Annotated in this window: 11 protein-coding genes and 1 tRNA gene; 4 read left to right on the forward strand and 8 right to left on the reverse strand. The window is 48.4% G+C overall.

Annotation, left to right across the window (positions count from 1 at the left end):
• Positions 1-33 precede the first annotated feature (33 nt).
• Together M1L52_RS01855 and M1L52_RS01860 are read left to right on the forward strand one after the other, a co-directional pair.
• On the forward strand, positions 34-771 hold the full coding sequence (locus M1L52_RS01855) for a nitroreductase family protein (protein ID WP_248613118.1): 738 nt from the start codon (positions 34-36) through the stop codon (positions 769-771).
• 78 nt (positions 772-849) lie between these two features.
• Positions 850-3,258, forward strand: coding sequence for a glycoside hydrolase family 2 TIM barrel-domain containing protein (locus M1L52_RS01860; RefSeq protein WP_248613119.1), 2,409 nt, complete (start codon positions 850-852; stop codon positions 3,256-3,258).
• Here M1L52_RS01860 and M1L52_RS01865 read toward each other — a convergent pair.
• A complete protein-coding gene (locus M1L52_RS01865) occupies positions 3,248-4,918 on the reverse strand; it encodes a transporter (protein WP_248613120.1) in 1,671 nt (556 codons plus the stop codon). The genes M1L52_RS01860 and M1L52_RS01865 overlap by 11 nt on opposite strands.
• 218 nt (positions 4,919-5,136) lie before the next feature.
• Entirely contained in the window at positions 5,137-7,191 is a 2,055-nt protein-coding gene (locus M1L52_RS01870) for an HD family phosphohydrolase (protein WP_248613121.1), read from the reverse strand.
• A gap of 152 nt (positions 7,192-7,343) precedes the next feature.
• Between M1L52_RS01870 and gltX the strand changes: the two genes are divergently transcribed.
• Positions 7,344-8,891, forward strand: coding sequence for a glutamate--tRNA ligase (gltX, locus tag M1L52_RS01875; RefSeq protein ID WP_248613122.1), 1,548 nt, complete (start codon positions 7,344-7,346; stop codon positions 8,889-8,891).
• 12 nt (positions 8,892-8,903) lie between these two features.
• Complete coding sequence (locus M1L52_RS01880; protein WP_248613123.1) at positions 8,904-10,178, forward strand: 3-deoxy-D-manno-octulosonic acid transferase; 1,275 nt, start codon at positions 8,904-8,906, stop codon at positions 10,176-10,178.
• Here the strand turns inward: M1L52_RS01880 and M1L52_RS01885 are convergent, their stop codons facing one another.
• The 6 genes from M1L52_RS01885 to M1L52_RS01910 all read right to left on the reverse strand — a co-directional run bounded on the left by M1L52_RS01885 (position 10,179) and on the right by M1L52_RS01910 (position 13,771).
• Positions 10,179-10,403 (reverse strand): hypothetical protein, encoded by a 225-nt coding sequence (locus tag M1L52_RS01885; protein WP_248613124.1) that lies wholly within the window; start codon positions 10,401-10,403, stop codon positions 10,179-10,181.
• A 41-nt stretch (positions 10,404-10,444) separates the two neighbouring features.
• Positions 10,445-11,527: a TIGR04133 family radical SAM/SPASM protein gene (locus M1L52_RS01890; RefSeq protein ID WP_248613125.1), complete on the reverse strand. Its 1,083-nt coding sequence runs from the start codon at positions 11,525-11,527 to the stop codon at positions 10,445-10,447.
• A gap of 235 nt (positions 11,528-11,762) precedes the next feature.
• A tRNA-Pro gene (locus M1L52_RS01895) sits at positions 11,763-11,838 on the reverse strand.
• A gap of 107 nt (positions 11,839-11,945) precedes the next feature.
• Complete coding sequence (locus M1L52_RS01900) at positions 11,946-12,524, reverse strand: hypothetical protein (RefSeq protein WP_248613126.1); 579 nt, start codon at positions 12,522-12,524, stop codon at positions 11,946-11,948.
• Positions 12,525-12,537: 13 nt separating this feature from the next.
• Positions 12,538-13,122, reverse strand: coding sequence for a GTP cyclohydrolase I FolE (folE, locus tag M1L52_RS01905; RefSeq protein ID WP_248613127.1), 585 nt, complete (start codon positions 13,120-13,122; stop codon positions 12,538-12,540).
• A gap of 52 nt (positions 13,123-13,174) precedes the next feature.
• Positions 13,175-13,771: an SPOR domain-containing protein gene (locus M1L52_RS01910; protein ID WP_248613128.1), complete on the reverse strand. Its 597-nt coding sequence runs from the start codon at positions 13,769-13,771 to the stop codon at positions 13,175-13,177.
• Between the last annotated feature and the right edge of the window lie 78 nt (positions 13,772-13,849).

Below are 13,849 nucleotides of genomic sequence, written 5' to 3' on the forward strand. Positions count from 1 at the left end.
CTCTAACCTCTCACCCCTAACCTCTCACCTCTTATGAAATCCCTACTCACACGTCGCAGCATTCGCAAATACAGCACACGCGAAGTATCAGAACAACTGTTGAGCCGCCTGCTCAACGAGGCAGCAAGAACCCAGACCATGGGCAACCTGCAGCTGTATAGCGTAGTAGTGACACGTTCACAAGAGATGAAAGAGCGTCTGGCTCCTGCACACTTCAACCAGCCCATGGTGACTCAGGCCCCTGTGGTGCTGACCATCTGTGCCGATTTCAACCGCACTTCGCAATGGGCACGATGCCGCAAGGCAGAACCAGGATACGACAACTTCCTGTCGTTCCAGAATGCTGCCATTGACGCGCTTCTCTACACGCAGACCCTCTGCAACCTGATGGACGAAGAAGGACTGGGCTATTGCTATCTGGGCACTACGGTCTATATGCCACAGATGATCATTGACACGCTCCAGTTGCCAAAGCTGGTAATGCCCATCGCCACACTCACCGTTGGCTGGCCCGACGAAGAGCCGGCACTGAGCGACCGTCTGCCTATGGAAAGCTTCGTACACAACGAGACCTACAAGGACTATACTCCTGCAGACATTGACACCTATTATAATAATAAGGAGAGCCTTGAAGAGAACCGACACTTTGTAGAGATAAACAACAAAGAGACACTGGCACAGGTCTTCACAGACATACGCTACACGAAGAAAGACAACGAGGCCATGTCGGAAGTGCTCTTAGAAACGCTGAAGCAGCAAGGGTTCCTATAGACCGATAGCACACATTTACCATAACTACCAACGCCACACATATAACTAACAACACAATTATTAAACTATTACTTACCTATGAACATTATCACAAGGAAAAGAATCAATTATCTGTTCCTTTTACTCGCGTGTTTCGGAAAAGCGCAGGGACAGGTTTCATTCGGACAGGCAGAAAAGATTGACAACGACTGGTCTTTCCTGCGAGTAGATTCCACCACAAACAGTTTCGAATCACCAAAGATGAGAGATGCCGCCTTCGACGACTCCCGTTGGCGCCGTCTGAGTCTGCCACACGACTGGAGTGTAGAGACACCCATGTCGCCCGATAAGGGTTCGTGTCAGGCATATCTCACTGGTGGCATAGGATGGTATCGCAAACACCTTACCATTGACAAGAAGGCAGCCGAGACAGAAGGCATACGCCACTATGTATATTTCGAAGGTGTATATAACTATTCTGAAGTATATGTAAATGGCAAGTTCTTAGGACTGCGTCCTAGCGGATTCGCATCATTTCTCTATGACATTACACCATATCTCTCTGACAATGGCGACAACATCATTGCCGTAAGGGTGAACCATTCACAGGAATATGACTCACGCTGGTACACCGGCTCAGGCATCTATCGCCATGTATGGTTAGTGAAAGCCCCTGAGGTACATCTGTCACAATGGGGCACCGCCTACAGACTGGTGAACATAAACAAAAGCAAGGCAGTCATTGAGGTTGACGTGGAAACGACCGATGACCGTACAGACAAGACAAAGGCGCTGACACAGAAAGCCGTCATCGAACTGACAGATGCCAGCGGAAATGTTGTCGCATCAACACAGACAACCATAGGCGCACAAGAGAAGAAGACCGTCACGCTGACTGTGAAGAACCCACAGCGCTGGACTCTTGAAAAGCCATACCTATATACCCTGACCACAAAACTGCCAAACGACAAGTCAGTAGTCAAAGCAGGACTGCGCACCCTCGAGTTCTCCGCAGACAAGGGCTTTGCACTTAACGGACAGTGGATGAAGATAAAGGGCGTATGCCTGCACGACGATGCTGGAGTGTTGGGCACGGCAGTACCTAAGGCCGTGTGGGAGCGCAGGCTCAAGGAGCTCAAGGCTATCGGCGTGAATGCCATACGCATGAGCCATAATCCCCATGCACCCGAGCTTTACGACCTCTGCGACGAGATAGGACTGCTCGTCATGGACGAAGCATCTGACGAATGGGAGTTTCCCAAACGCAAATGGATGAGAGGATGGAACAATGGAAAGCCAGAATATCAGGGAACATACACCTATTTCAATGAATGGATAGACCGCGACGTTGCCGACATGGTGCGCCGCGACCGCTGTCACCCATCAATATTCCTTTGGTCGATAGGCAACGAGGTTGACTACCCCAACGACCCCTACTCTCACCCTGTTCTCGACGGTGGAACGAACGGGTTCACACAGCCCATGTACGGAGGCTATCACCCTAACCAGCCGAACGCAGAGCGCATAGGACATATTGCCAAGAGACTGGCAGCAATCGTTAAAGGCATTGACCCTTCACGCCCCACGACAGGAGCGCTGGCCGGTGTGGTAATGTCTAACGAGACCCTTTATCCTTCAGTCATTGATGTTGTGGGATACAACTATACCGAGAGCCGCTATGCCGAAGACCACAAGACCTATCCGAAACGAATAATCTATGGTTCAGAGAACCGTCACGACCTCAACGCATGGAAGGCGGTGAGGGACAATGAGCACATCTTCGGACAATTCCTTTGGACAGGCACCGACTATCTGGGTGAAGCTGGACAATGGCCATCGCGAGGCATGACGACCGGACTGCTTGACATGGCAGGACAGCGCAAACCACTTGGATGGTATCGCGCTGCGCTTTGGAGCGATAAACCGACATGTTATATAGGCAGCAGCCCACTACCTCGCCAGAAAGACGGCAGGAGTCGCCGACAAGCTGGTGTCTCACCTTACGCTTCTGACACATGGAACTATATGGAAGGACAGAGCGTACGCGTTGTATGCTATACCAACGCAAAGTCTGCACGACTGTTCCTAAACGGAAAGCCAGTTGGAGGAGCCCCACAACGCGACAAGGGAAGTGACATACTCTTCTGGGATATTGACTACGAGCCTGGCACTCTGCGCTGTGAAGCAGACAATGGTGCTTCTTACGAGATTAAAACGACGAAAGAACCTTACGCCCTGCGCGTAACTACCGACTCAGTGGCACATATCTTTGTGGAGGTAATCGACGAAGATGGTAATCTGGTAAAAAATGCCGACAACGAGATAACGCTCATGGTAAGGGGGGCGCGCCTACTTGGCATGGAGAACGGTAATCCTAACGACACAAGCATTGCCGGAAACAAAAGAGGCAACCGCCTTCGTGTATTTGGCGGTCGCCTCGTAGCTTATATTCAGCCTGGAAATGAAAAGCTCTACATAAGAGCCTCATCACCATGGCTTAAAGATTGATCTCGCAACCTACGCCCAGCACACGGTTGGTACGAGTGAACGAATCGCTCATCGTGCCACCTGTTGCTGTGGTCTGGGTGCGGTTATAAGTATCATAGTTTGTCTGGAAGTAAGCCACCTTCAGAGTAACATCTGCCGTTGCCTTATAGTTGACACCGAAACCGTAGCTATAGCTTGGTGTGACAAACGACATATCGTTCATGTACTCATCGGTAAGTCCGTAGCGCGTGAGCTGTCCACCAAGAGAGACGGTAAGACGGTCGGTCACGTCCCACTCGGCACCGAGCAGCACCTCGTAGGTATTGCTCTCCAGTTTCTGCTGGGCGTTGCCATACCACTGGGCATCCTTGTCGAAGTAGTAGTGGCCGCCGGCATTGAGGCGCACCTGACTGATGGGACTCCACTGTGCTCCGAGAGTAAGCAGGGCAGGAACATCCTCATTAACCTTCTCGCTGTCCTTATACTTGTTTACAGCCTCAATCTCACTTGCCTCAAACACTGTTGACTCATTCTTCATGCGGATCTGAGTCTTGAACTCATACTTTGCAGCGAAGTTGAAGTGCTCGTTGAGTTTATAGTCTATGCCAACGATGGGAGCAACGCCTACAGAGCTCTGGTTACAGAGCAGGTTAACACCCTCGCTATACTTGGCCAGCTTTGCCATTTCATCCTTGCTCGCAGCCATCTGAGCCAGTCCTTGTTTCAGTTCAGCCTGAGCAGCTTTCAGTTCAGCAGTCATAGGCTGTCCGAGCTCCTCATACTTATTTATCAGGGTAAGATGAGACTGAGCAACGGCTACGTTCTGCTGAAGCTGTGCAGGCACCTTAGGTAGGAAGCTCTCGAAGTCTTCGTAGCTGTTGCCGGTCTTCACCATGATATTGCTGATACGAGCCTTATAGGTTGCTGTACCATAGAGCAGACGCAAGCCGCCATAGACAGAAAGACTAGGATTCAGCTTATAGGCTGCACCGAGCTGGAAGCCAAAATAATACTGACGACCCTCCATGTAGCTTTCCATGTCATAGCCACCAACATTGTTCACACCGATAGCAGCAGGCTCGCTGACACCTGCCATATCACCAAGCGTTATGGGAGCGCCGGTTGTTGGGTTAGTACCCACTACTTTATTATACATAGGAGAGAGCGAAGTGGTAAGACCATTCAGCTTCATGGCAGTCTGATCGAGGACCATGAACTTCGAGGCAATGTTGCCCACAACGCTTTCGAAAGAGCCGAGTCCGTTGTCATAGCTGCAGCTTCCGCCACCTCCAGGAACAGAGAAGTTGAACTGCATGCTCCAGTTGCCCTTGTTCCATGCAGCCTGAATAGAAGGAATGCAAGGAGCGTCGGCTACACCCTCGAAAGTCTTTGTTGTATTACCATTGTTCTTCTTACCATATTTAAACACCTCGTTGGTAGAGTTAATGGTACGTGTCTGATGAGCATACTGCCAGTTTACACCAAGATGAAATCCCTGAGGCAAGAACACCACGCCAGCCGGATTGCTATATACGCCATCAAGGCCTATAGCAGCATCACGTGAAGGGTTACGAAGGAAATCGATACTTTGGTTTGTGTTGGTTAAGATACCTCCTGCCATAGCAGTGGTTGACATTGCTGTCAGCATTGCACTGACAAGACAAACTTTAAAAATTTTCATATCCTTAAAACAAATCTTAAAAAAATTCGGCTGCAAAGGTAAATTTATTGTTCAATATACAACAATTTGACTTCTTTGGCTTAACAAAAATTAATTAAAATTCGCACAAAATATGCTCAAACGTGCAATTTTGTGCAAAAAAACAGCATCAAAAAGGGCTCTTTTTGCACAAAACAAAATAGAGGTGTGCAAAAAAGAACCCTGTGATTTATACAAATTTATTTTTTCAACTCAGGATAGCTGATACGAGTATGATATATCGTCTTCAGTTTCTCAATAAGCACCGTCTTGGAATATGCAATCTCACGGAACGTGACAGGACACTCACGGAAGAATCCGTCAGCAAGCATCGTATCTATGATGCGATTAACCAACTGGCGTATATTCTGTTCAGAATAGTCAGTCAACGAACGCGAAGCGGCCTCAACGCCGTCGGCCATCATCAGTATGGCCTGCTCCTTTGTAGAAGGATTGGGACCTGGATAGGTGAAGAGCAAGTCATCGACATACTCATCAGGATGGGCATTCTTATAGTTCACATAGAAGAACTTGGCCTTTCCCTGTCCATGATGCGTTGAGATGAAGCCTTTTATCACATCAGGCAGGTTGTACTTATCTGCGAGTTTCAGTCCTTCAGTAACATGGCTTATGATTATTCCAGCACTGTCAATCTCAGACAGCTGCTCATGAGGATTGATGCCGCCAATCTGGTTTTCAGTGAAATAGACAGGATTCTGCAGCTTTCCTATGTCATGATACAAGGCTCCAGTACGCACGAGCTGAGCCTTAGCGCCAATCTTCCTTGCTATCTCTGCTGCAAGGTTTGCCACCTGAATGCTATGCTGGAATGTACCAGGTGCCTCTTCGCTCATACGTCGGAGAAGTTCCTTGTTCATGTCGCTAAGCTCGATGAGGGTTATGTTCGATGTATAGCCGAACAGCTTCTCCATGATAAGAAGCAGTGGGTAGCTACAGAAGAGTATGATTCCACATACTATCAGATAATTATAGTCGCTGAGATTGATACTGTCGAAGCCCGTTGCCCTGATGAGGTCAAGTGCAAGGTTCATAAGACAGCTTGCCGTGGTCACTATCAACGCTGTCGTCAGCAGCTGTGAGCGACTTGACAGATCGCGCAAAGACAGAATAGCCGTGAGGCCCGCTGTCAGCTCAATAGCGATGAAATCCAGCGGATACTGCAGCACGCAGGCACATATTAACACCAAGACGACATGTGACATGAAAGCCGTTCGCGAGTCCATGAACACACGGATGAAGATGGGCACCATGGCAAACGGTATGAAGAACACATGCAGCAGGTTATGACTCACCAAAAGAGATGAAAGCACCGAAAAGACTACGATGAGCGAATAGATCATTCCCACTGAGCGCATGTTCTCGAAATAGTCGGAACGGAAGATGCTCAGGAATATGGTGAAGCCTGTCATCAACAGAAGCACATAGAGTATTTCGCCCAAAACAGTAGAGCTGAGATGTGACTGGTCCTTGTATCGGCGCTCACTCTCCTGCGTATATGACTCAAGCATCTGGTAGCGCTGTTCATCTACGATTGTTCCTCGGTCTATGATTTTCTGTCCACGCTGAACGACTCCACTTGCACGTGGAATGGAATTGAGCAGTTCCTGCTTGCTCGCCTCACTGCGCTCTTCGTCATAAACAACGTTAGGTGCTATGTAATCGTTCAGGTTCATCTCAATGAGAACATCACGGAATCCACGAAGAGCATCGTCATTCACAAGAGATTCATAGGCCTGCTTCTCAGTAAGAAATTCACTCGTCTTCTTGCTCTGCGCAATCTTTCCCGTAACGAGCCTCAGCAGATGTGTGGTGTCAGCCTCGCCACCAACAGGTGTCTTCGTATCAATGATTCCACGCTCGTATAGCGAATAGAGGCTGTTGGCCACATTGTTCTTGAAGACAGCAGACAAGTAAGGGCCCTTCTTTTCACAGTCCTGCACGAACTCGCGCACCTTTACAGGCCCCACCTCAGCATTATACGTATAATAGGGCTCGTAGTCAATCAAGGCGCTGTCACACTCTGCTTGCAGCGTAGCTTCACTTTTATATATGGGGAAGTCGAATGGAGCCGTCAAGTCGGCATAACGCCACGGCGTTCCTAATTCTATCTTATAGTACTGGTATGCATCACGCGGCATGAACCAGACTATCACAGTTACTGTGGCGAGCACAAGCAGCACACGCTGCAAAACATCGCGCCAAGTCAGAGTAGCTTTCAGGTTAATATGTTTCATTTTTCGTTTTCTTCTAAATAAAACGTGGCAAATTTAATCAAAAAAAAGTAAAAGCCCAAATTCTTTCGTATTTCTATCGTTTTTTTCATCACTTTAAGAAATAATTCGCTCGACTTTTTGTACCTTTGCAACCAAATTAGTTTTATATTGACATGACTATAACAGATAATGCTACTTCTCGAGTAGAAGGAAGAAGAGTAAGAGTGCGTTTTGCACCAAGTCCAACAGGTCCTCTGCATATCGGCGGCGTGCGTACTGCCTTGTATAACTACCTTTTTGCACGTCAGCACGGCGGTGACTTAGTTTTCCGTATTGAAGACACTGATACAAACCGCTTTGTTCCACAGGCAGAGGCATATATCATTGAGGCTTTCCAGTGGTTAGGCATAAAGTTCGACGAAGGAGTTTCCTTCGGTGGTAATTATGGTCCTTATCGCCAGAGCGAACGCCGTGATATCTACAAAAAATATGTCAAGCAGCTCCTTGATGCAGGAAAAGCCTACATCGCTTTTGACACGCCTGAAGAGCTGGATGCCAAGCGTGCCGAGATTCAGAATTTCCAATATGACAACAAGACGCGTCTTCAGATGCGCAACTCGCTGACCATGCCTGCCGATGAGGTAGAGAAACTCATTGCCGAGGGCAAGCAGTATGTGGTTCGCATAAAGATTGACGCTGGACAGGAAGTGCTCGTTGATGACATGATTCGCGGTGAGGTTCACGTAAAGAGCGACATCCTCGACGATAAGGTGCTTTACAAGAGTGCCGACGAGCTTCCCACATATCACCTGGCAAACATCGTTGACGACCATCTCATGGAGATAACCCATGTCATCCGCGGTGAGGAATGGCTCCCCTCTGCCCCACTCCACGTGCTCCTCTATAGAGCTTTCGGTTGGGAAGACACCATGCCACGCTTTGCCCACCTGCCTCTGCTGCTGAAGCCCGATGGAAAGGGTAAGCTGTCAAAGCGCGATGGCGACCGACTGGGCTTCCCAGTATTCCCACTCGACTGGAAAGACGAGCAGGGTGTGGTTACCTCAGCAGGCTATCGCGAACAGGGCTACTTCCCCGAGGCTGTTGTCAACTTCCTCGCACTGCTGGGATGGAACCCTGGCACAGAGCAGGAGATGTTCACCCTCGAAGAGCTTGTCAACGCGTTCGACATTGAGAAATGCTCTAAGGCAGGTGCGAAGTTCGCATACGAGAAGGGCATCTGGTTCAACCACGAGTATATACTGCAGAAGTCAGCCGAGGAGATTGGCCACCTGTTTGAGCCTATATGCCGCGAACACGGAGTAACCGACTCATTCGAGCGTATCGTCAAGGTATGTGAGATGATGAAAGACCGCGTGAACTTCGTCAAAGAGCTATGGCCACTGTGCTCATTCTTCTTCGAGGCACCAACAGCCTACGACGAGAAGACGGCAAAGAAGCGCTGGAAGGAAGACTCTGCCGAGACACTGAAGGAGCTATGCACAGTTCTTGAGGGTATCGACGACTTCTCTCTTGAGAATCAGGAGAAGATTGTACATGAATGGATAGAGAGCAAGGAGCTGAAGCTCGGCAATGTGATGAACGCATGGCGTCTGGCTCTCGTAGGCGAAGGCAAGGGTCCTGGCATGTTCGACATCTCCGCATTCCTTGGCAAGGAAGAAACCATTCGTCGCACGCTGAAAGCATGCGAGGTGTTAAGATAAAACGTAAGCACGATGTACAACCTCATCATCTACATCTACCTCCTTGGCGTTGCCATCGCAAGCCTTTTCAGCGAGAAGGTTCGCAAGATGTGGCGTGGCGAGCGCGATGCTTTCCGCGTACTCAAGGAGAAGGTTGACCCCACGGCACGCTATGTGTGGGTACACGCAGCCTCGCTTGGTGAGTTTGAGCAAGGGCGTCCGCTCATTGAGAAGATAAAGAGTGAGCATCCTGAGGTAAAAATCCTACTCACGTTCTTTTCACCATCGGGCTATGAGGTGCGAAAGAACTATGCAGGTGCCGACATCATCTGCTACCTGCCTCTTGACACCATTATAAATGCGCGCCGTTTCCTACGCATCATTCGCCCTGAGATGGCATTCTTCATCAAGTATGAGTTCTGGTACAACTATCTCCACATACTGAAGCACCGCAATGTTCCTGTATATAGTGTGAGCAGCATCTTCCGCGAAAGCCAGGTATTCTTCCGCTGGTACGGCAAGCAGTACAGCCGTGTGCTGAAATGTTTCACCCACTTCTATGTGCAGAATGAGACAAGCAAGCGACTGCTGGAAGGCATCGGACTGACCAATGTCACCATCTCTGGCGACACACGCTTCGACCGTGTGCTTCAGATAAAAGAGCAGTCTAAGCAGCTGCCTATTGTCGAGACATTCGTGGGCGACTGCAAGAACGTGTTCGTGGCAGGTTCTTCGTGGCAGCCTGACGAGGAGATATTCATCAAATATCTCATCAGCAAGCTTGGCGGCGAGAACAGAACATGGAAACTGGTCATCGCGCCTCACGTCATTGGCGAGGAACATCTGAAACAAATTATGTCGCTGCTTTATGGCAAGAAGATTGTACGCTACACCGAGGTGGCTGCTGCCGACAAGGTGTCGCTACAGCCCACAGCAGAGCCTCAGCAGCTGAAAGATGCCGATGTGCTCATCATAGACTGTTTCGGACTCTTGTCAAGCATCTACCATTATGGCACCGTTACCTATGTAGGTGGTGGTTTTGGAGTAGGAATACACAATGTCTTGGAGGCAGCCGTTTGGGAGAAGCCTGTAGTGATAGGTCCAAACAACCAGAAGTTCCAGGAAGCGCAAGAGCTGAAGACCGTTGGCGGATGCTTCGAGATAGCCAACTACGAGGATTTCGACATTCTCATGGAGCGCTTCGAAAACGAGCCGAACTTTCTTTCAGGTGCCGGACAAAAGGCAGGCAACTACGTGAAAGGAAAGTCAGGAGCTACAGAAAAGGTTCTGTCAGACGTTACCATCTGACTACTTCCGTTCCACTTTGCGCGTAGCCGGAACACCGTAGAGAAGCTTTATAGCTCGGTCTGGGAGCTGTGGAAGAGTATCTACTTCGAGTTTTTGAATTTTTTCTTCAATAGTGGGGTCCTTTGGCGACTCCACTTTTTTTGTCGTCTTACATGAGCCAAAGCCCAACAGAGCTATAAGCGATGTGAGCATCATGTTACTAAAAGAATAGAATCTCTTTGCCATATCTGTAATTACTTGTTTATTTTCTTATTACTGCAATTTCCTTACTGCTCCTCCCTCATCTTCTTCATGTGGCATAGCAGCAGTCTCCCATCATCATCGCGCAGATGCATCCCATTGCCCTCGCAGTAGCGCCAGAAGCGGCAGTCAGCACAGTCATCGCGCCTCATCCATTCATGGTTGCGATGCTTCTGGAAGCGGTTCTCCCACACATCCATGAAATCATCCTCGTAGATGTTTCCCTGTTTGTAGTTATAGCGAATGCTCGTACATGCGCTGATGCTTCCGTCAACAAGTACCGAAGCGCTCGTCACTCCAGCCTCACAGCGGAACATCCAGTCACGAACATCACCTTCGTAAGCGCCGAGGAAGCCCTCGCAGCCGTATGACGCACGAATCATTCCCTCCTTGCGCGTCTGCTTTATGAAGTCAAAGAGTCCACGCATCTGCTTTCCCGTGAGCTGTAGCTCCTTGTCCTTAGCTGCGCGCCCCACAGGGAATATCGTTGCCAGTCGCCAGTCAGTAACACCTTTATTTATAAGATGGTCGCGCAACTCTGGCAGAATGTCATAGTTCTGCTGATTCACGCACGTCATCACGTCATAGTACAGCTGTCCGTCAGCTACTATCATGTCTATGGCGTTGTCTGCCATGCGGAAGCAGTCGGGATGACGGCGCAGCCATGTATGCTGCTCTTCCAATCCGTCGAGACTTATCGTTATCGATGTCATACCGGAATCTTTCAGCTTGCCGAACAACTCTGGTGTGAGGAAGAGCGCATTTGTCACCATTCCCCATGGGAAGCCTCGGTCGCTGATGCCTTTGGCACATTCCACCACGTCTTCCCTTACGAGTGGCTCGCCACCTCCAAGTATCACGCACACCTCGCCAGGATTTGTTTTCAAGGCTATCTTGTCGAGCACCTGGAAGAAGTCATCTCGCGGCATGTCGGGCGTGGACGCAGCCTGTCGGCAGTCGCTGCCACAATGGCGACAGAAGATGTTACAGCGCACGGTGCTCTCCCAGAACAACTGCCTCAGCGGATGTTCCTTTCGCAGGTTCTTTGTCAGCTGGCGTGCCAGCTCAAGTGCTGCCTTTCTGCGTATGCCTAACTTCTCAACGTCCATTCTCGACTTATCATAGTGCTGCAAATGTAGTTTTTTTCCTTGTAACGACCAAATTATTCCCTTTTTCTTGTACTTTATTAATTTTTCTTTTCTACCTTTGCAAAACTATGAAAAAATCGTATCACATAACCTGGCAGTGTTCTGGATGTTAACAATCCTTGAGATTGCGAACTCGTTCAACAAACATTACCAAAAAGCAAAAAACCAAGTCACTAATGTAACTTGGTTTACCTTTTGGTCGGGATTACTGGACTCGAACCAGCGACCTCGCGCCCCCCAGACGTGTGCGCTACCAACTGCGCTAAATCCCGATCCTTTACAACAGCTTTCGCTTTTGCGGATGCAAAGGTAGTATGTTTTTGTTAAACAGCCAAACAATACTCAGCTTTTTTAACCTTTATTCATATTAAACAGCACCCTACTCAAGGTCCTCTGCCTCATACTCCAAATCTTCTGGATTATAGAATTGTGGCATACTACTTTCATATTCTTCCTCTCCATCGTCCTGCACAGGCTTATAATTATAGTCCTTACGCATGGAAGACATCTCGAGTACGATGTCACCTCTATAGATAGTCGGTATGACTATTCCAAATAGACCAATGCCTGAGCGCACACCTTCCGGATGATAGTTATTGAAGATATAGGTTGTTGAATAGATTCCATGGTCGAAATACTCCAAGCGATTGAAACGGTTGAAGGTTGCAAGCAATGCTCTCTTATCCTGTGTCTTAGACGAGCTGAAAATATATCCCACATTATACACGCCATCGTCAAGCTGGTCAGTGAGAATACTATCAGGACGTTCCAGGTGCTGACACAAGTTGTCAGTCATCTCACTCATCATATAGTCTTCTGAGGGAGCTGTGATTGCAGCGATAATTAACAAGATGCCTATAGCCACGCCGAACACCACAAGTTTTCCTAAGCAGCTGTTCCAAAACATTCCTAAGAGTGACTGTTTGGTACGATAATCTCCACGATCAGACTGATACATAACTTATATATTATTAATGTGAAATGAGATTCATAAACTCCTGACGGGTCTTTGCCTGATTAAAGGCCCCGCTGAAGTCACTTGTAGTAGTGATGCTGTTTTGCTTCTCCACTCCTCGCATCTGCATACACATGTGCTTGGCCTCAACGACGACCATCACTCCGAGTGGATGGAGTGTCTGCTCAATACATTCCTTTATTTGAAGTGTCATGCGTTCCTGCACCTGCAGACGATGACTATATATATCAACTACACGGGCAATCTTAGACAGCCCTGTGATATAGCCATTGGGGATATATGCCACATGTACCTTGCCATAGAAGGGGAGCATGTGGTGTTCGCAGAGCGAGAAGAAGTCAATGTCCTTAACTATCACCATCTGTGAATAGTCTTCCTTGAACAATGCGTCGGTGAGCACCTTGTGTGCATCCATCTCGTATCCACGAGTAAGAGTCTGCATGGCTTTTGCCACGCGCATAGGAGTTTTTTTGAGTCCTTCGCGCCCAGAATCTTCGCCCAGCAGCTCTATGATTTTTTTGTAGTGCGATGCCAATTCGTCAAGGCCCTCGCGATATATTTCATTCTCCGGTTGATACACAGTATATAATAATTAATTAATTTCAGTTTGCTACATCCAAAGCATACAACACTTAGTATGCGACAGCAGTCTTTCCCTTTACTATTGTTGCAGCATTATAGCCCATCTTCTTCACCTCCTGCAAGGCATGATGAGCTTCCTCATAGGTGCGATAGTTGCCCATGCGGCATATCCACCGTGGAGTATAAAAATGTACATACACCGATTCTTGTGGGAAGAGCGTACGTAACTGGTTACCTATCTGCTCGGCCGTACGACGGTCTTTACGTGAGTTACCTCCGGCATAAGCCTGCACACGATAGACCATCACCATTTTCTTGTTCACCTTCTTGGCAGTGGAAGTGGTGTCGGTGGTCTGTAGTGAAACGTTTTCCTGTTGCGGATGTACGGTCTTAGTATTATCCTTAACCGTTTCCGTTTTGTGCGTTGTTGTGGCTGCAGGTGCCTGCGTCTGCTCAACCTTCTTTGGCGCAGCTGGTGCAGTGTTCACATTGGGACCGTTCACAAGATCATCGATAGCCTTGGAGTGATGAACTGTGACAGTACCCTGTCCTGCCGTCTTCTTCTGCAGACGCTGAGTGTAGGTCTGCGCCCCGAGAGTGCAAAATGATAAATGACAAATGATAAATGATAAACTTATCACTATCATAAGTCTATTGTTAAATATTCTTTTGATTAAGTTGTGTGTCATGTTCATTTCGTTTATCACTATCATTCGTCATTTATC

Source organism: Prevotella sp. E13-27, from assembly GCF_023217965.1.
Classification (GTDB): domain Bacteria; phylum Bacteroidota; class Bacteroidia; order Bacteroidales; family Bacteroidaceae; genus Prevotella.